Source organism: Echinicola sp. 20G (genome assembly GCF_015533855.1).
Taxonomy (GTDB): domain Bacteria; phylum Bacteroidota; class Bacteroidia; order Cytophagales; family Cyclobacteriaceae; genus Echinicola.
In genome coordinates this window covers 421,520-439,232 of sequence record NZ_AP024154.1, presented here as the reverse complement: position 1 = coordinate 439,232, position 17,713 = coordinate 421,520, and the positions used below count along the sequence as shown (strand labels likewise).

18 protein-coding genes and 1 tRNA gene are annotated in these 17,713 nt (G+C 39.3%); 7 read left to right on the top strand and 12 right to left on the bottom strand.

All coding sequences use genetic code 11. The features are described from left to right. The first annotated feature begins 92 nt into the window (after positions 1-92). Complete coding sequence (locus tag JL001_RS02125) at positions 93-1,022, top strand: helix-turn-helix domain-containing protein (RefSeq protein ID WP_200974474.1); 930 nt, start codon at positions 93-95, stop codon at positions 1,020-1,022. A gap of 261 nt (positions 1,023-1,283) precedes the next feature. After that, complete coding sequence (locus tag JL001_RS02120; protein ID WP_200974473.1) at positions 1,284-2,198, top strand: IS1595 family transposase; 915 nt, start codon at positions 1,284-1,286, stop codon at positions 2,196-2,198. Here the strand turns inward: JL001_RS02120 and JL001_RS02115 are convergent. Continuing rightward, a complete protein-coding gene (locus JL001_RS02115) occupies positions 2,186-2,779 on the bottom strand; it encodes a hypothetical protein (RefSeq protein WP_200974472.1) in 594 nt (197 codons plus the stop codon). The two genes, JL001_RS02120 and JL001_RS02115, sit on opposite strands and share 13 nt — an antisense overlap. A gap of 374 nt (positions 2,780-3,153) precedes the next feature. Then, entirely contained in the window at positions 3,154-3,546 is a 393-nt protein-coding gene (locus JL001_RS02110) for a hypothetical protein (RefSeq protein ID WP_200974471.1), read from the bottom strand. Between the two features lie 370 nt (positions 3,547-3,916). Between JL001_RS02110 and JL001_RS02105 the strand changes: the two genes are divergently transcribed. Then, a complete protein-coding gene (locus JL001_RS02105; protein ID WP_200974470.1) occupies positions 3,917-4,090 on the top strand; it encodes a hypothetical protein in 174 nt (57 codons plus the stop codon). Positions 4,091-4,308: 218 nt separating this feature from the next. On the opposite strand, the gene JL001_RS02100 is transcribed toward JL001_RS02105, so the two are convergent. From JL001_RS02100 to JL001_RS02080, 5 genes are all read right to left on the bottom strand, one after another. Next, positions 4,309-5,241: a serine hydrolase domain-containing protein gene (locus tag JL001_RS02100; protein WP_370567347.1), complete on the bottom strand. Its 933-nt coding sequence runs from the start codon at positions 5,239-5,241 to the stop codon at positions 4,309-4,311. A gap of 322 nt (positions 5,242-5,563) precedes the next feature. Then, a complete protein-coding gene (locus JL001_RS02095; protein ID WP_200974469.1) occupies positions 5,564-6,019 on the bottom strand; it encodes a hypothetical protein in 456 nt (151 codons plus the stop codon). A 212-nt stretch (positions 6,020-6,231) separates the two neighbouring features. Further along, on the bottom strand, positions 6,232-6,465 hold the full coding sequence (locus tag JL001_RS02090; protein ID WP_200974468.1) for an Imm27 family immunity protein: 234 nt from the start codon (positions 6,463-6,465) through the stop codon (positions 6,232-6,234). A 12-nt stretch (positions 6,466-6,477) separates the two neighbouring features. Then, a complete protein-coding gene (locus tag JL001_RS02085) occupies positions 6,478-6,981 on the bottom strand; it encodes an Imm63 family immunity protein (protein WP_200974467.1) in 504 nt (167 codons plus the stop codon). A 151-nt stretch (positions 6,982-7,132) separates the two neighbouring features. Beyond that, positions 7,133-8,209: a Gfo/Idh/MocA family protein gene (locus tag JL001_RS02080; protein ID WP_200974466.1), complete on the bottom strand. Its 1,077-nt coding sequence runs from the start codon at positions 8,207-8,209 to the stop codon at positions 7,133-7,135. 309 nt (positions 8,210-8,518) lie between these two features. Here JL001_RS02080 and gndA point away from each other — a divergent pair, with 309 nt between their 5' ends. Both gndA and JL001_RS02070 read left to right on the top strand, forming a co-directional pair. Next, a complete protein-coding gene (gndA, locus tag JL001_RS02075) occupies positions 8,519-10,417 on the top strand; it encodes an NADP-dependent phosphogluconate dehydrogenase (RefSeq protein WP_200974465.1) in 1,899 nt (632 codons plus the stop codon). Positions 10,418-10,655: 238 nt separating this feature from the next. Further along, a complete protein-coding gene (locus JL001_RS02070; protein ID WP_200974464.1) occupies positions 10,656-12,203 on the top strand; it encodes a Ppx/GppA phosphatase family protein in 1,548 nt (515 codons plus the stop codon). Here the strand turns inward: JL001_RS02070 and JL001_RS02065 are convergent. Further along, on the bottom strand, positions 12,169-12,831 hold the full coding sequence (locus JL001_RS02065) for a metallophosphoesterase (protein ID WP_200974463.1): 663 nt from the start codon (positions 12,829-12,831) through the stop codon (positions 12,169-12,171). The genes JL001_RS02070 and JL001_RS02065 overlap by 35 nt on opposite strands. 545 nt (positions 12,832-13,376) lie before the next feature. On the opposite strand from JL001_RS02065, the gene JL001_RS02060 reads away from it, so the two are divergent. Beyond that, positions 13,377-14,213: a S9 family peptidase gene (locus JL001_RS02060; RefSeq protein WP_200974462.1), complete on the top strand. Its 837-nt coding sequence runs from the start codon at positions 13,377-13,379 to the stop codon at positions 14,211-14,213. A 111-nt stretch (positions 14,214-14,324) separates the two neighbouring features. On the opposite strand, the gene JL001_RS02055 is transcribed toward JL001_RS02060, so the two are convergent. From JL001_RS02055 to JL001_RS02040, 4 genes are all read right to left on the bottom strand, one after another. Continuing rightward, positions 14,325-15,344, bottom strand: coding sequence for a type II toxin-antitoxin system HipA family toxin (locus JL001_RS02055; protein ID WP_200974461.1), 1,020 nt, complete (start codon positions 15,342-15,344; stop codon positions 14,325-14,327). Beyond that, positions 15,341-15,670 (bottom strand): HipA N-terminal domain-containing protein, encoded by a 330-nt coding sequence (locus JL001_RS02050; protein ID WP_200974460.1) that lies wholly within the window; start codon positions 15,668-15,670, stop codon positions 15,341-15,343. The genes JL001_RS02055 and JL001_RS02050 overlap by 4 nt, the downstream gene beginning before the upstream one ends. Next, positions 15,667-15,882: a helix-turn-helix domain-containing protein gene (locus JL001_RS02045; RefSeq protein WP_200974459.1), complete on the bottom strand. Its 216-nt coding sequence runs from the start codon at positions 15,880-15,882 to the stop codon at positions 15,667-15,669. Before JL001_RS02045 ends, JL001_RS02050 begins: the two co-directional genes overlap by 4 nt. A 361-nt stretch (positions 15,883-16,243) precedes the next feature. Continuing rightward, positions 16,244-16,375 (bottom strand) — tRNA-OTHER (locus JL001_RS02040). Between the two features lie 55 nt (positions 16,376-16,430). Here JL001_RS02040 and JL001_RS02035 point away from each other — a divergent pair. After that, entirely contained in the window at positions 16,431-17,666 is a 1,236-nt protein-coding gene (locus JL001_RS02035; RefSeq protein ID WP_200974458.1) for a tyrosine-type recombinase/integrase, read from the top strand. Positions 17,667-17,713: the final 47 nt, after the last annotated feature.

The window sequence follows — 17,713 nt, the reverse complement described above, 5'->3', positions numbered from 1 at the left end:
TAGCACAATAATCTCATTTTTAGCAAAGGCTTGGACTACCATCGTATTTTGATTAATTTATCCATAAGATTAGCGTAAACTCAGAAGCCAGCATGCTGAATACCATTAACATCAAAGAGAAGTACAAGATCTTTAGTTCTCCGAAATCAGAAGTGGAGCATAGGACTGCGCATCAGGCAGATCATGCTGTTTTGAATGTTTATGAAACCAGTAAACTGGCCCATAATTTTGACCTGCAGTTTGACAATCCAGTAATTGTAAGCATGATTCAGGGCAAGAAAATCATGCACCTTAGGTCACAGGATGCATTTGAGTTTTTACCCGGGCAATCCATTGTGATGCCGGCATCCGAATTGATGTACATCGACTTTCCGGAAGCTACTTTTGATGACCCCACCCAGTGTTTGGCATTGGAAATCAGTGAGGGATTTGTACAGGAAACCATGGCTTGGCTCAATGAACACTTCCCCAAAATAGATGAGGAAAAATGGACGTGGAGCAAGGATAATTTTTTACTGATGAACAACCAATTGGTTCAGGAAAATCTCAATAGCCTGATCCGGGTAATGGTGGACAATGGCTTTGGAAAGCAGATGAAGGCCTCCAATACCACCCGGGAACTGATTGCCAGCTTGATGCAGACCCAGGCCAGACATTACCTACTACAAAATGTGGATAAACTCAGCACCAGAAATAGGTTGGCGCATGTGGTCCGTTTTATCCGGCAAAACCTACATCAAAACTTGGATGTGGATGGTTTGGCCAGTCAGGCCTGCCTTTCACGCGCCCAATTTTTCAGGGCTTTCCAAAGGGAGCTGGGAGAAACGCCCGTAAGGTTTGTCAACAGGGAGAGGTTGGAATTGGCCAAGAAGCAAATCCTCTGGAAAGGCAGCAATATCACCGAAGCTTGCTTTGAAAGTGGCTTTAGCAGTGTCAATTATTTTTCCAGGGTTTTCAAACAGTTTGAAGGCATGTCCCCAACAGAATGGAAGGAAAGGGAATTGATAAGGAAAAGGGCTTAGGAGGAAAACGACGGTCATGCTAGCAGCTGTAAACCAGGTTTGAGTAATTTGGCGAGTAGTTTTTATGGGAACTTTTGATGGTGGTATGTGCTTTTTCAATTTGTCCAATTCTCAATTTTACCGTTGTCTTCAACAAAAATTTCAATGTGTATATCCGCAATAGCACCAGTAGCCAAATAAATTAACATTGACAGTTGGTGTCAATTGCTTCAGTTGAGTTATTACTCTCAATAAATTGGGTCAAGACAAACGGTTTTGACCATGAACATTATCAACTTCATCAATCGGTTTCCTGACGAATCTTCCTGTATCGAGTTTATCAGGCACAAAAGGAGCCAAGCAGGTATCATCTGCAAAAGATGCAAAGGTATCAGACATTATTGGTTGGCAAACAAAAAGGCCTTTCAATGCTCTTCCTGTAGCTTCAGGACAAGTATCAGAAGTGGAACGGTAATGGAAAACAGTAATCTTCCGATCCGGACCTGGTTGTTGGCCATGACCTTCATCACAGCCACCAAGAAGGGCTTCAGTGCTTTGGAACTCCAAAGACAGCTGGGCATGAAGCGTTACGAACCTGTCTTCAGGATGTACCATAAACTCCGTAAAGTAATGGGGAAACGCGATGATCTTTACAGTCTTGAGGACATGGTGGAGTATGACGAGGCCTTCGTGGGCAAAGCAACGAAAAAACCACACAAACTCAAAAGAGGCAGGGGCAGCCAAAAACGGTCAATAGTGGCCGTAATGGCCGAATCAACGGTTTTGGAAGACCTTGAAACGGGCAAATCCGACAAAAGCTGTAGGTATTTTAAGATGAAGAAGATAAAGAACCTGGAGGCGAAAACAGCCCAGAATTTGATCAAGGAATTTATTGATCCAAACTCAGTGCTTCAAACAGATATGAGCACCACCTTCTCAGACCTGGGTGATTGTATAGATGTGCATGTCAAGGAGATCTCGGGAACCGAAAAGGGGCACTTCAACCTCAAATGGGTACACATTGCTATCAGCAACTTAAAGAAACACCTGCAGACATACCATATGATAAGTGAAAGAATGATGCAAAACTATCTTGACGAGTTCTGCTATAAGCTCAACAGAAGATATTTCGGTCAAAAACTATTTGACAGGCTCATCATTGCTGCTATTTATCCTTACTGGCATCATTGCGGATAATCATAAATTTCAATATAAATATCTTCGGATATGGGTTTTCCCTTATCCTTGATAATGTCGAATTTCAAATCTTTTAAAGCTGTCATCATTTTGTCAATGCAAAAGTTGAATTCGTTTGGTTCGTAATATTCATCAACCTGTTGGTCAGATAGAGCCATTCTGACCTTTGAAATAACTCCATTTTCATTAATTGTTACAAAATATGTTTCAGAACAGTCAAATTCATCGGGGTTTTTCCATTTCGCCTTTTTCAGTTTCTTGAATAGGAGGTCGGATATTTTACTCTTATCACGCCTGTCGATTCTTTTCGGGTCATCGATATAATTGTTAAAATCTTCTTCTCTTTCAATAAGTCCATTTGCAATAGTTAAAACTTTTTCTCTTTCAAATATTGTGTAGAAAACTCCGTCCCATCTTATGACTTCATTGTTTAAGGGGAAATTTAAGTAGCCTTCAAACCAGTCAATAAAAAGTTTTCCATTTTTCAACTTTTTACCGAAAATGGATTTCATTTTTTCAACGGATTGGCTTTTGTTTATTCTACCACTTTTTAGTTCTCCACAATTAACTATGTCAATCAAATATAAACTGTCATTCTTTATCTGATAAATAGCCTGATAACCCCGCCAACAATTAAAAAATGCTCCTTCTCGAAATATGAGTTCAAAAAGTTGTTTTGTTTCTGTCGAGTCTTGTCGTTGCAAATATTGTTCAAGAATCAGGTTGTAAGTGGCTATTGTATCCTTATTGTAAATCACATAGTCTGGCATTTGTGGACTCGCAAAAATGTCTATCGTCCAAAATGTCAGTAGACAAATTATTATATGTTTGATTGTCTTTAACATTGAATTACTACTAATGGTTTCGGAGAACAAAGTTTCAATTTATTACTAAATTTCATTAGCAACACAAATCTCCAAGCTTGCACGTCAGCCCGCCTGACGCAAAACCCGTGTTATGCGGTCGTGCTTTCTTCCGTATTGTTTGTCCAACAGTCAATATTCAGGTGAATTCCACTTTGTCCAAGTCTTACCATTTCTTGAGGATGAAATTCCATTCCACATTGTTGGTCATATTCATAGAGCTTCCAAAACAGAATTTTATCTCTTGTCACACCTAGTTTTTCAAGGTTAGCAAATTTCGGTTCTAAAATGTCAAGGAAATTATTGATAAAATCAAAGTAAGGGTCTGTTTCAGTTTCTGTGACTATATACATCCAAGTACTATATCTGTCTTCCGAAGTCTTGTTCTTTTCACTTTTTGTCGGCTGAAGTCCTAATATATCTGTCACACGATTATAAGTTTCAGCATTATTGTCAGTGTCTATAAATAATTGATAGTACTTCATTTTATTGTGTTTGTCTTAGCATGCCGCATAACGTAAAGTGTTTTAAATGCAATCTAGGCAAAAAATAAACTATTTTCTTAAGACTATCAAGATTGCGGTTAAAACATAGTTGGGCAGCCTTTCCCGATTATTTCGGGTAAGCCGTTTATTGGTTATTTATGTATGTAATCTGTTAAATCGTAAAATTTTATTCCGTCCTGTAAGCAAAGTCAGTGTCCTGTAGGCCAAAGTACCGTCCTGTACCCCTTAGACCCTTCCTGTACCCCAAGTTGGCCTCCTGTAGGTAAAGTTGACGCCCTGTAGGACTAATTAGCCTTCCTGTATATAAAGTTGGCCTCCTGTAGGCTGGTACACCCTTCCTGTAGCTTTCATGTCTTCCTGTTCGACAGGAAGGGCAATATTTACTACAGGAAGCCTCTTATGGGGTACAGGAAGGGGGAATGCGCTTACAGGAAGCCTTAATAGTCGTACAGGAAGGATAGACAAGTATACAGGAAGCTCGATAAAGGTAACAGGAAGTGAAAATCGGCTTACAGGAGAGTAAATTTTAAAAAGTGATTATCACAAGGCTAAGTGTACAATTGGGTACAAAACCAAAGAGAAGCCAAAAAGAAAAAATAAAGGGCTTATCGGAACTTTTGGTTCTTGATGGAAGCCATTGTGGCTAGTTTTTCTTTCTAATTATTTTTACAATTCGGTTTATTGTGATTTCAGATAAGTTCCATTCATAACCTTCAAAATCCGTAGTGTTGATAAATTGAACTACCACGGCATCAATGTCCTTGTGGTATTCTGCAAGGCTTTGATAACCAATAACCAACCCCCCCCATGATTATATTCATAAGGATAGATTAACTCTTCTCCCTCGTCAAATACCGAACCATCGTTTAAGGCCCGTAAGAATATGCCCACATCTTCTGCTGTAGCCAACATTCCATATTCACGGGCTTTAAAATCTTCCTCATAACCCACATAATATCCACTCATAACACTATCTAAATCGACTTCGGTAATCGAAAAAAAGGTATTATTCAGCTTTAGGGGAATCAATATTTTCTCTTTGATATACTGATTGTGGCTATACCCTAAAACATTATCCATAATCCTACGAAGCAATAAATAATTCGTGTTTGAATATTCATATCCTTCATTAGGTTTAAAACTGGCTGGTAGGTCAAGAGCAAAATCCAAAGCATTATTGCCATTTTCTTGTTCGTTCTCCCAATAAGCTGGATTATCTGTGAAATTTGGAATAACAGAACGGTGTTGAATCATCATCCTCAAGGTGATTTTTTCAACATTTTCAATCCTACCTACAAGTTCTGGAAGATAATCGGCGAGTGTTTTATCAAAAGACAAACGCTTTTCTTTGACCATTTTAGTGGCTGCTACAGCGGTATATAGCTTGCTAATACTGGCAATTTTGAAAAATGATTTTGGGTCGGCTGGAATTTTATTTTCTCTATCTTTCCAACCACCCTTATAATGTCTTGGTGGTTTTCCTGCTTGGTCCACATAAACAATCATGCCGTCAAAACCATATCCAATTGCTTCATCCACTTGTTCTTGGACAGTATCAGGTAAGGGTAAAATCCAGGCCTTTACCAAAATCCATGGCACAAAAAACATGGATATTACTGTACCAATGAGTAATAAAAGTCTTACGATCCATTTGGCTTTTCTATTTTTTATCATTTTCCGTCTCAGTCTTTGCTTATGAACTAGGATTCAGAAATAGCTAAATCTTGTACGTATTTAAAATTCAGGGTCATTTTTCAAATTAGCCACCAACGGTTTGGCTATGGCTTGTGGCGGTTTACTCACAAAATTATTATAATTAATGTGTTCGTTATTGCTAGGCATTTTGGAGTAATTTCCTGACCACCGAAACCATAGCTGATTACGGTGCGAAAACCTTGCTGGTAGCCGTTCACTCTGAAGGAGTCTGACACTCTTCATGTTCGTCATGACCCTCCATAAGCTATATGCAATATTAGCAGCTTTTTCTTTCGTTTTATTAATTATTTAATGCACTAGAATACTTTGATATCCATTTATCCTTATCAACCCCAAAATCAAAGAATATTATCATTCCCAAAAAGATGGAAAACAGGAATAAAGTTAAATTATTATAGGTACTAAGTTTCCAGTTGACTATGTAACTGACACTTGGAAAACTTTTATTGATTTTAACTGGAAGTTCGTTTTTAATACCTACCTTTTTATCAAAAGCTTCCTTTGAGGCTTTTATTTGGTTAGAATAAACATTTCCACCAATTTCATATGAATAATCTACTATTATTTTATCAGAATTTGAAACATCTAAATATTTCACCTCTGTCGTTTTAAGAGATTCGAATTTGAAAATTTCAAAAATTGAGTTTGTAGTTAATGCATTATAAAGTGTCATAGACCAAAATGCTCCGAATAAAAGATATCCCAATATTGTAATTACTTTTAAGAATTTTCTCACGAGTTAAATTTAGACTTTTAAGAAATATTTCTGCCTTTTCCATTGAAAAATGGAGTAATAATAATTTCTCATACCCCTTTAGCTTTCATTTCTCTTTAATTAAACTCTGAAAGGATTTTATTAAGTCTGGGGAATTTCTACAACGGCTCGGCTAAAAGTGCTGCTGTCCCGCAGGGCAGCTTTGATTTTTTAGCCATTGTGCAACGTTTTTTTTATTTTTCTATTCTGGATAGTTTAGGAGGTCCACCGCCATGTAAATGACTTTCAGGATAAGTCAATTCCCAAATACTGCCATTTGCGTGTTTATAACGCCTTGTCCATCCATCTTCACTATTTTCAAATTCCTTTAAGTCATTTTTAATCATTGATTCAATCAAATGGCAATTTGCATCAGCGACCGTCTTACCATCCTTGAATACCCATTTTCCAATTATTTCCTTTTCCATGACCTTATGGATTTATTTTTCAGGATACTTTTCATAAGCTAGTTTTTTAATTTCTGATTCGGAAATTCCCTTTGCTCTCAATTCTCCGAAATAGGAGGCTCTTAATCCAGCTAAATCATCAAAAGGATTGTTAATCAGAATTGATTCATGCTCTTTTCTCTCCTTTTCTTCCCAATCCTTATTTAAAATACCAAGTAACTCTTCTTGCTTTGCAAACATTATTCTTCGTGAATCCTTGTCCTCAATTCTATTTTTTAATTCGTAATCACATGCCATCGAAAAGGTCACACCAGAAAAAATCCAGTACATTAAATCATTTAAGTCAGAAGTGATCTTTCGCTCATATTCAGTTCCTCTTTCCGAAATCACAAAATGATAAAGTCCTGAATTATCAACTTCGATATTTGGTGTTGCGTCTCCAATTGGCGAACTAAAAGTCGGCATTAAGTTTGTCGGTGCCTTAATTCTTCTTGCTAATTCCTTAGCCAAATTTTGAATTTTAGTAATAGTCTTCATTTTATGTTGCACAACTAATATACCTGTAAACCAAAGGTATACTTACCCACCATATACTGTTGGCCTGCTACACCTTTGGTGAATTTTATATTACAGGTCATCAAAAGGGGATTAATAAGTCCGCTAATTGATGATTCAAGTATTTTAAATTTTATAACTCAACCATCTTGCCCGTCTTTACGGATTCATCACAGGCAAAGGCAACCTTTAGGCTATTGACGGCATCCTCCAGATGGGAGGCCAGGTCAATATCCTCTTTGATGGCCTTGAGGAAATAGGCCTGTTCACGGTCGCAAAGCTCTTGGTGGCCGGGTTCATCCTTCATTTCTACCCACTCATCCTTTTTAACAAATTCATTCTTGGCATCGATGGCCGAATGGTGGATGCGGATGGATTCTGTTTTGGTATGGTCATCCACGGAATCTGATTTGCCTGCTCCACTAGCTTCCTTGGCCACGATAGAGGCCGACCCCTTGGGTCCAAAAACATCCTTCACAAAAAAGGCTGTTTCGCTGACCATGGGTCCCCATCCTGCTTCATACCAGCCTACCGAGCCGTTTTCAAAGGTGATCTGTAATTGCCCGTAATTATAATTGTCCTCTGGAATATCATTGGTCAGCCTTGCACCGATGGCCGATACCCTTACTGGCTTGGAGCTGGTCATTTGGCACATCACATCAATATAATGTACACCGCAGTCTACGATCGGGCTCAGGCTTTTCATTAGGTTTCTATGGACATCCCACATGCGGCCATGACTTTGCTGGTTGAGGTTCATGCGCATCACCAGTGGCTGTCCCAGTCCCTGGGCGATCTCCGTAAACTTCATCCAGGAAGGATGGTGCCTGAGGATATAGCCAACCACCACTTTTTTGTTGGCTTCTTTTGCGGCTTCCACTATCCTCTCAGAACCGGCAACGGTATCTGCCAAGGGTTTTTCTATAAAAATATGGCAGCCGGCTTCCAAGGCTTTCAATGCATATTCCTCATGGGTGTCAGGATAGGTGGAAATACAAACCGCATCTGGTTTGGTGGTTTCCAAGGCCTCTTCAAAACTTGAAAATAATGGATAATCGGCCTTCAGTTTTTCATTGAGTATTTGTTTACTATCGCCCCTGGCTACCAGTCCACAAATCTCAAAGCCATCCATTTGGTGGTACGCTAAAGCATGGGAAGCACCCATATTGCCACATCCTACTACTAAAGTCCGAAGAGGGGAATTTGTCATAAGTCTTTTTTTTAGGTTGTTCAAATATACTAAAACGATAAAGTTTTTCAGGTGGGATAAAAACTTTATCCCAATGGGTTTTGGAGAAACGGGTTGATTTAAATTAGAGACCAAAGATTCTAAAAATATAATCATTGTTCTCAAATATGGCCAAAGTGAATGATGTCCACAGCTAGCTGATCAATAATATTTGGTGCCTTAAATTTCATTATTTACAATTTTACTAAGAGGATTTTACATACAACTAAACCTTCAATTTTTAAGTGTCAGTGGTACTATAATTTTTGAAATTATTCCATAAATTAAAGCATGATAATTTTGTTAATGGGTGTGTCCGGAAGCGGAAAAACTACCATCGGCGGGATGCTCAGTAAAAAAATGGGCCTCCCTTTTTATGATGCAGATGATTTTCATCCCAAAGAAAATGTGGCCAAAATGACTGCGGGTATCGCGCTCAATGACAATGACCGCGCGCCTTGGCTGGAGCGTCTGTCCAGGGAAATGGTCAGCTGGGAAGAACAAGGCGGAGCGATATTGGCCTGTTCGGCATTAAAGGAAGACTATAGAAGGGTTTTGGTAAGCAAGGCGGTACAGGTCAGTTGGTTTTTTCTCAAAGGGAACCCACAGCTGATCAGCAGTCGGATGGCACAAAGAAAGGGGCACTATATGCCGGAGGAACTGTTGAATTCACAGTTTGACACACTGGAAGTTCCCAAGCATGCCGAACACATCAATATTGATCAAACACCTGAAAAAATACTTCAAGACATTATGAGCAACCTCAAAAACAAAAAAGCAGTTTCTTCCTTCGGAATTATTGGAATGGGCGTGATGGGCAGTAGCCTCGCCCTAAATATGGCTGAAAAAGGCATCAAGATCAGTGTGTACAACCGAACCCTTCAAGGTGTAGAGGAGGATGTAGCACAGAAGTTTGTGGATGCCAACCCAGATATGAAGGGAGTTTTACCTTTTGACAAATTGGATGAATTTGTGGAATCCTTGGAACAGCCCCGTAAAATCCTGATGATGATTCCTGCTGGCCAGATCATTGACCAGCAGATAGCCAGATTGTTGACATTTATAGACAAGGGGGATGTGATCATAGATGGGGGTAATTCTTACTTTGAGGACAGTGCCAAGCGGCAGCAATACCTCAAAGGGCCGGGGATCCATTTTGTGGGCATGGGGATTTCAGGTGGCCGGAATGGAGCAAGAAAAGGTCCCTCATTAATGCCGGGGGGAACTTCTGAGGGCTTTGCTTTGATTAAGCCTTTTATAGAAAAGATAGCCGGAAAGGACAAGGATGGAAAGCCTTGTATGCATTATGTGGGGCCTGATGGAGCAGGTCATTTTATCAAAATGGTACATAATAGCATTGAATATGGTGAAATGGAGCTCTTGGCAGAAACCTACGCATTGATGCGGAAGGGGCTGGGAATGTCCACAGGAGAAATCGTGAAAGTATTTAAAAAATGGGCCAAGGAAGGAGCGGATAGCTATTTGATGGATGCAGTCTTGGCCATACTGAACTACGAGGAAGATGGAGATTTGTTGTTGGATAAGATCCTGGATGTGGCCGAGCAGACCGGTACAGGGGGATGGGCGGTCAGCACTGCCGCTAAATACGGAGTGCCTTATGCGCCGCTAACTGCTGCGGTAACGGCAAGGTTGATCTCTAGCAAGAAAGCTCAAAGGGTGGCAATGGCCAAAAAATATGATCGAAAAGCGGTGGAGATAGATCAGAAAGAGATGCTAAGCTCTTTAAAAGGGGCTTACGAAATGGGACGCTTGATCAACCATGAAATCGGGTTTTCATTGATCAGAAAAGTAGGGGACGATGAAAATTGGGGCTTAGACATGAGTGAAATTGCTCGCTGCTGGACCAGTGGCTCCATCATCCAATCCAGTTTGATGGAGAAGCTTTCGGGTGTATTTAAGAAAGCCAACAGCCTGATGGAGTCTTCAGTACTTCAGCAAACTTTTGAAGAGAATGCTACAGCCATGGCGGAGGTGGTTGGTACTGCGCTGAAAGCAGGTGTGGCCATGCCGGTTATGTCTGCCGCTATCAATTATTTCTATGGTATGAGCACCGGGGAGTCCAGCGCCAACTTGGTACAAGCCCAAAGGGATTATTTTGGTGAACATGGTTATCGTCTTGCTAATGACACTTCCGGAAAAGTTTATAAGAACAATTGGAATAAAGAGTAGCACAAAGTGTTTATGGAATTGGTCTCCGTTTTTATAAAGTCAGTGGATTGATAGCTCCATGCTCCATTCCCTATGCGATTAGAACTTGCCTTCTTTCATTGATGTCCTGGTAGAACATTTATGATTTCATTTAAGAAAAAAGTACGACCAGAATAAAGTCGGAAAAGTCAATAACGCAGGCAATATGGAATGCGACGGTTGGTGTGAGTGAAATGATCAGATTAAATTATAAAGCTATATGAACTTAGCAGCGATTGATATCGGTACCAACTCCATTCATCTGGTAATTGCAGAGGTGACTCAAAGGGGGAACCTTAAAGTGCTGATCGATGAAAAGGAGATGGTGAAGCTGGGGGTAGGGGTATTTGCAACCAACCAACTTTCCCAAGAGGCCTTTGAGCGCGGGATAGCTGTTATCCAACGATATGTTCAATTGGCAGATCAGTTTGGGGTAGATGAGATCATTACGGCCGCGACCAGTGCCACCAGAGAAGCCAAAAATGGTGGCGAGTTTTTGGATGCTTTAGCAAGAGAGACGGGCTTGACACCTCATGTGATTTCAGGAAAGGAAGAAGCGAGATTGATCTTTTTGGCAGTTAGGAGAGCTATTGCTTTTGGAAATGAAAAGGTATTGGTGCTGGATATCGGTGGAGGAAGTACCGAAGCGACGGTAGGGGACCAAGAAAATATTTATTTTAAGAAAAGTATCAAGCTGGGTGTCCTTCGTTTACTGGATATGGCAGGAGGAAAGGAAACGCTGACAAAAACAGATGCGACGGAGCTATTGGGACATATTAAGTTGGCGGCTGAGGAGGTGATGAAGGAAGTGCTTGCCGAAGGCTTTACCAAGGTGATAGGTACTTCAGGAACCATCAGGGCATTGGGTGAAGCCGCTCATCTTGCCGGAAAGGGCAGTTCTTTGGATACCGTCAATGCAGAAGTGGTCAGCACAAAAGAACTCTCCAAACTGTCCAAGAAGCTACTGAAGATGACTTTGGAGGAACGGGAAAAGGTGCCTGGGATCAGCAGCAATAGAGCGGATGCGATACATCTGGGGAGCATGCTTTTGGTGAATTTACTTGAGATGTCTCAAGCCAGTGAAATCACTCTTTGTGATGCTTCTTTGAGAGAAGGATTGATTTTGGATTATTTAGACAGTCTGGGGAGGAAACAAACGATACTTGGCCCAGAAGGAAACCTCAGGTACAGAAGTGTGCTGCATTTGGCTTTACGATACCAAAGTGATATTGAGCAAAAGAAACATGTTGCCCATCTGTCCCTTCAGCTTTTTGACCAACTCCAGCAATTACATGGAATGGATGATTCAGCAAGGGAATTGTTGGAGTTTGCCTGCATGATTTTCGAAGTGGGGCACTTTATCGGTTTTCCGAAGTACCATAAACATTCCCGTTATATTATTTCGAATTCCCGATTGAGAGGATTTACCAATGAGGAGATCGCCTTGCTGGGGCATTTGGCAAGGTACCATAGGAAGTCTGGTCCAAAGAAAAGGCATTCTAAATTTAAAAAAATGACCAAGTCACAAAAATACCTCGTGAGAACTTTGTCAGGAATCATGAGGATTGCCATAGGCTTGGACAAGACCAAAAACCAATGGGTGGACTCTTTGTCCTGTAAGTGGGCAGAGAAACAAATAATCATTACCGTAAAAGGTGAAGAGAATCCTGATTTGGAGATTTGGGATGCAATGCGTCACCGTTTTGTATTGGAGAAGGCTCTGGAAAGAGAAATTACAATTGCTGCTCCAGATCCCGTTCATCTGTAGGGATATTGATTTCTTCCAAAAAGTCACCATTTTCTCTGAGCTTTAATCCTGTCAGGCAGATACCCCGGTAAGCTCCAGTGTCGATGTTCCAAGATTGGGAAGAGGTGGTGAAGTTGGCCTTGCCATTTTGTTGGGGAGTGTGTCCGATCACTTGGATTTTAGGAAGTTTTTTCAAAGGTTTTCTATTCCACAGAATACCATCCCGACCATCAGGATCCAGTGGATGTAAGCTTTTGGAGATACCTGCATGGGAGACCATCACATGACTGTTTTCCCATTTTAGCGGCAGGGCTTTAATCCATGGGAGAGTTTGCTCAGGGTTTACATTTCTTTCTTTGAATTGGATTAATGTGCCTTTGCCCCCGTTGAAAAGCCAACTCCCGCCGATGTATCCGTTTTCTATATGTTCGACCATCATGTGTTCGTGATTGCCTTTTAGAAAAACACTTTTTTCCGAATGCTCGCTAGAAAGGTCCTTTGCCAGCTGTAATACTTCGACAGAAAAGTTTCCCCTATCGATGAGGTCTCCCACTTGGATCAGCCGCTCTTCTGATGGGTTCCAATGAGTGAGCAACTTCTTAAAAGTGTGAAAGCATCCGTGAATGTCTCCAATGATAAACAACTGCATGTTTTGTTAATTATGGTGATCTCTCTATAGGTTTTGGGTTATTGGTGGCAATGGTAGAAATTGGAAAAGCGTCAAAGGACAAAGTGAAACCTTGTATTAAAGTGGTTATTAGGCGTACATGCTTGGCAAAGCCATGGTCTCATACACTTTCTGCCTGGGGCATCCAAACTCCCATGCCCTAGGGTGCATGATAAAGTACAGTAAATTTTTCATGCGATTTTGGGTTTCTTGAATACCATTAATTTAACAAATCCCAAAGGTTCAAGGAACAAAAGGAATGGATTTTTTTTCGCAGCAAAACAGGGTGAAAAAGAAGCATAAAGGGGTTAAAAAGACTAATTGTAGTTTATTGATGGTTAATGAAATGATTTTGTGGATCAATGCTTTTGCATTGACTTAGGGAAATGAAACCGGGCTTTACTTTTACTAATATTGAAGAAAATAAAATTGAATTTTCTACCTTAGTAAAGGGTCCGGTTTTCAAGTTTTGTTTTTGGAATTTTTGAAAATTACTAGACAAAGAATAGATACCTTATTAACTAAGTATGAAAAAAATAGCACCTTTTTTTGTTTTTCTGATGCTTTTGAGCTTGATAAATCAAGCTTTTGCTATTCAACCGGACAGGGAATATTTTATGACACCAGATTCAATAAGCTGGAATTATGAGGAACTGAAAATTACAACGGAAGATGGCTATAAGTTAAACTCATGGATTTATGAGGCGAGGCCAGAAAATGATAAAGGCGTAGTACTTGTTTTAGCTTATCCAGATGCAGGGAATATGTCCTACTTTGTTTATTATGCTGGGATAATGGCGAATGCAGGCTATACGGTGATTACTTTTGATTATCGGGGTTTTGGTAAAAGTGATGATTTCGATATTCAGTCAGATTATCTCTACTACACGGAGTTTGCCAAGGACCTTGAGGCCGTTGTTAAGGCAGCTTCATTAAAGTTTAGGGATAAGAAATTTGGGATTTGGTCCATGTCGATGGGAACCACGATTGCTTCTAGGGCTTATCCTGTCTTAAAGGGCAAAATTGATTTTATGATTGGCGAAGGTTATGTAACCGATACTTTAGCTATTGTAGATAGGTACAAGGAGAAAGGTAAGCTCTTGGTGCTTCCTGAAGAGTCTGCTGAGTATAGGAAGGCCATTGAGTCCATTGATATTCCCCTTTTGATTTTCACAGCCTCTAAGGATATTATTACAACCCATCAGGATACATTGGGTCTTCAAAAAGCACTTGGTAACCATTGTGAAGTAATTCAATATTCTGGTGAACACCTCGCTGGCTTTTCCTATCTATTGGAAAGTAAAGGATTTGGAGGCTGGTATGTGGAGGAGATTAATGGGTTTTTAGAAAAAGTTAAGGTTTGATGAAGTGAGTTAATCATTATCAATTGAAACATATTTTGAGATTTGTTCTATTTAAGGATAAATGGTTATACTAAACTTCATTTGTAAGTTCTTTTTTATGAACCTGTTGCTTTAAATTTTGTTGCTAAATGAGTAATTCAGAGAGTTTAATCGATCAACATAAGTTTGTAAATAGATTTTTTTAGTCTCTTCATTCAGAAAACTTCTAGAGATTAAGGTTTTAACCTCTTCTTTTTCGGTTTTGAAGTCCCCTAAAATCTTTATTACCCTTGTCTTTAGAATTCCAATCCTTATTCCAAATTCAAGGAAATCATCTTGAGCATAAAAACCATTTGCTTTGTAGCTTTCTGTCTCATAATCGTTTTTGAAAAGGCCTCTCTTTAAAGCGAGTTCTGGGTCTTTTACATGGAGTCGGGAATTTGTCAGGTCATAAGCGGGACTCAGTTGGTAATCTCCTGCAGGGGTTTCCAAAAGGCTAAAGTTTTTCAGGTGGGCATCTCCATTTGAAAACAGGAAATTGAACAGTACCAGTTTATAGAAGCTTTCCAAAGCAATGGGAGCAGCAGCGGCATATTGTTTAATGAGGTCTGCAATACCCTCATAGCTGTAATTGTATTTGAACTCATCACCATCGGTTTCCTTTGTTTTACCGGCTAGGGTGGCAAAATCCTCGATCCCTAATTTTCTTCCATTTTTTAGTATATCAAACCTTTTGGTGAGATAAGCGGGTTCGCCATTCTGAAAGAATATCAAGGCATTTTCGGCTGTCGTCAATCCATATACTTGCTTGGCGATCTGCATGGTCAAGTGCTCATTTGCGGGAACCTGGTCCACTTTTTCCAAATCCCTTGGGATTGGTTTAAGGATATACGCGCCCTGTTCACCTGCTTTGGTCAAGCGGATTACTCCTTTATCCCAAATAACAGATAATTTTTCCTGGACTCCGGAAATGGAAATTCGTTTCCGATTATCCATCAAAGCGGCCATTTCCAGATCATCATTGGACTGATGGCTCTGGTAGGGTAGAAAATGGCTTGTTTTTTTACCTTCAAATATATACCTGATACAACGAGTACTATAAGTTTTGTGATCGGATGCTAGTGTGCCAGGGCAGTTGGTGATCTTGATCATGGTTCATTTATGGGGTGGACAGTGATGGGGCCAATGGTTTCTTTGTCAGCGGTGAGCATTAAAAGTCCAAAATAATCGGATTCATCAATCTGGTATTGACGGGCCTGCAACTTTAAGTTTACTCCTTCTGAAAGCATATTGAAAAAGAAAGGAAATAGGTGTTCTGATTGATAATCTTTTTGGCTTTTAGGCAAAGTAAGGCTAAGCGCAGGTTTTTTAGGGTCATCAAACCATGTCTTGTCATATGAAAAGGTATACTTTTCAGAACCTTCCTTGGTCAGCCAGCCTACCAATTCTCCATTTCTTAATACCTTGGCTCTTTTCATTGATCAATTACTTTTTTGACAGCAATGAAAATTTCCAACCCAAGGATGTTAGCAATTTTGTTCAAGATCCTTACTGATGGATTTGCCTCACCTCTTTCGATTTTATAGAGGGTGTTGATGCTGATTTGGGCCATTTCCGCTAGATCTGGTTGGGTTATATCCAACATTTTGCGACGTTCCCGAATGCTATTTCCTATCTCATTAATTGTCATTATAATGTGATTTTTGATAAAAATAGCAAAAAGTCAATTGAAAATCAATTTAAATCACATTATAGTGTGAAAATAAGTGTTTGATTCAACTGTGTTGAGTGTTTGATCATGATTTTTCATATTATAGTATGAAAAACAAATAGTGAAGTGAGTTTTAGGTGCGATAGAATTATATTTCTCCACCGAATGACTACTGATTTTACATAATCACAAAATGAAAAATGGTCTCGCTAAAAAAATCATATGGTCTCGATTTGGTCTCGATAAATATGAAAAATGTAAGGTTTTTTGAAAGGTTACAAAACGAAAAAAGCCTCAGAAACTAAATTCTGAGGCTTTTCGAAACATTTGACTGTTAAAATGCAGAGGAGGAGGGATTCGAACCCCCGGTACCTCGCGGTACAACGGTTTTCAAGACCACTTTATAATGGCTTTAAAAGCACTTTTTTATTTTTTAATGACTACAATAATCCAACTTACGCAAGTAACTCGCAAGTAAAATACAAGTAAATTTTTATACCTTTGGAATAACTTAAAAACTACCTGCAATGACAATTAGACCATATTTACAGAATATCAGTAAGAAGACTGGCTTAGGAACTGTTTATTATATTTTAGACTTTTTGAACCCTTCAACTAGAGAGACTGTACAGTTCAAGACTACAGTTAAGATTGAAAAGAAGCATTGGAAAAAGAATAAAGTCAGTACTTCTCATCCAAGCCATTATGAATTAAATGATTCACTTAATACTGAACTTCAGGAAATACATAAGATTCTGAATGAATTAAGGATTAGGAGTATTCCAATAAATGCTACTAATGTTAAAAATTACAGACAGGTAGAAAAGGAAGGAGAGAAAGATTTCATTTCTCTAGCTAAAGAATATATAGCTCTTAGGACTGATGCCAAACCTAGAATGATTGAGAAGCTTGTGAATTTAGTTACTAGGTTAGAAGACTTCTCAGGAGGTAAGAAATTCTACTACTCACAAATAACTCAAAAATGGATAAATGACTTCACGCTATACTTACAGCAAGAAAGGCCAGATCATCCAAACAAAAACCTTAGAAAGAGTCAACAACCTTCCACCATACATAAAACCTTTAGCTTTCTCAGACAGATTTTAAACCACTATAACAAGCTTGATATTATTGATGCAAAGTACAAGAACCTAAACTATCCAAGAGCCTTTAAGCAGAAGCAAATGGTGCTCTTAGAGGATGAAATAAGAACCTTGCTTGAATTCCAACCACCAAGGGAGTCTTTACAAAGAGTGAAGGATTTAGCAATGGTTCAATTGTTTACTGGACTAAGGTATTCTGATGCTGTGAAGATCAATAAAACCAATGTCTTTAATGGTCAATTGTCAATTACTGCAGTAAAGACAAATCAAAATATCCATATTCCACTTCATCCTGCTTTAAAAACTTTGCTTGAAAAATACGATTATGATTTAACCCCACTGATGATTAGTAATCAGAAATACAATGATCATTTAAAGACATTGATTCAAATGTCAGGAATTGATTCTAAGGCTGAGCATATCTATTTTGAGAATGGAAAGCAGGTAACTACACAGAGGTTTAAATATGAGTTAGTAGGTTCTCACACCTTTAGAAGAACCTTTATTACCAATGCCATCATCAAGGGGATTCCCCTGCACGTAATCCAATCAATCACAGGTCATACAACTTTGAAGCAACTGAGTGAATATGTGAATATTGCTGATGCTATTAAGGAGCAGGAGATGAATAAATTGAATGGGTTGTTTAGTGTAGGATAGAAAGGGCTAACTAACCCTTACATTTGATCACTGTATTTTACTAGATG

Bases quoted from the DNA above. Each gene is read 5' to 3' on its own strand.
- JL001_RS02125 (WP_200974474.1), top strand. From the start codon at position 93: ATGCTGAATACCATTAACATCAAAGAGAAGTACAAGATCTTTAGTTCT.
- JL001_RS02120 (WP_200974473.1), top strand. From the start codon at position 1,284: ATGAACATTATCAACTTCATCAATCGGTTTCCTGACGAATCTTCCTGT.
- JL001_RS02110 (WP_200974471.1), bottom strand. From the start codon at position 3,546: ATGAAGTACTATCAATTATTTATAGACACTGACAATAATGCTGAAACT.
- JL001_RS02105 (WP_200974470.1), top strand. From the start codon at position 3,917: ATGTCTTCCTGTTCGACAGGAAGGGCAATATTTACTACAGGAAGCCTC.
- JL001_RS02100 (WP_370567347.1), bottom strand. From the start codon at position 5,241: ATGATAAAAAATAGAAAAGCCAAATGGATCGTAAGACTTTTATTACTC.
- JL001_RS02090 (WP_200974468.1), bottom strand. From the start codon at position 6,465: ATGGAAAAGGAAATAATTGGAAAATGGGTATTCAAGGATGGTAAGACG.
- JL001_RS02085 (WP_200974467.1), bottom strand. From the start codon at position 6,981: ATGAAGACTATTACTAAAATTCAAAATTTGGCTAAGGAATTAGCAAGA.
- JL001_RS02080 (WP_200974466.1), bottom strand. From the start codon at position 8,209: ATGACAAATTCCCCTCTTCGGACTTTAGTAGTAGGATGTGGCAATATG.
- gndA (WP_200974465.1), top strand. From the start codon at position 8,519: ATGATAATTTTGTTAATGGGTGTGTCCGGAAGCGGAAAAACTACCATC.
- JL001_RS02070 (WP_200974464.1), top strand. From the start codon at position 10,656: ATGAACTTAGCAGCGATTGATATCGGTACCAACTCCATTCATCTGGTA.
- JL001_RS02065 (WP_200974463.1), bottom strand. From the start codon at position 12,831: ATGCAGTTGTTTATCATTGGAGACATTCACGGATGCTTTCACACTTTT.
- JL001_RS02060 (WP_200974462.1), top strand. From the start codon at position 13,377: ATGAAAAAAATAGCACCTTTTTTTGTTTTTCTGATGCTTTTGAGCTTG.
- JL001_RS02055 (WP_200974461.1), bottom strand. From the start codon at position 15,344: ATGATCAAGATCACCAACTGCCCTGGCACACTAGCATCCGATCACAAA.
- JL001_RS02050 (WP_200974460.1), bottom strand. From the start codon at position 15,670: ATGAAAAGAGCCAAGGTATTAAGAAATGGAGAATTGGTAGGCTGGCTG.
- JL001_RS02045 (WP_200974459.1), bottom strand. From the start codon at position 15,882: ATGACAATTAATGAGATAGGAAATAGCATTCGGGAACGTCGCAAAATG.
- JL001_RS02035 (WP_200974458.1), top strand. From the start codon at position 16,431: ATGACAATTAGACCATATTTACAGAATATCAGTAAGAAGACTGGCTTA.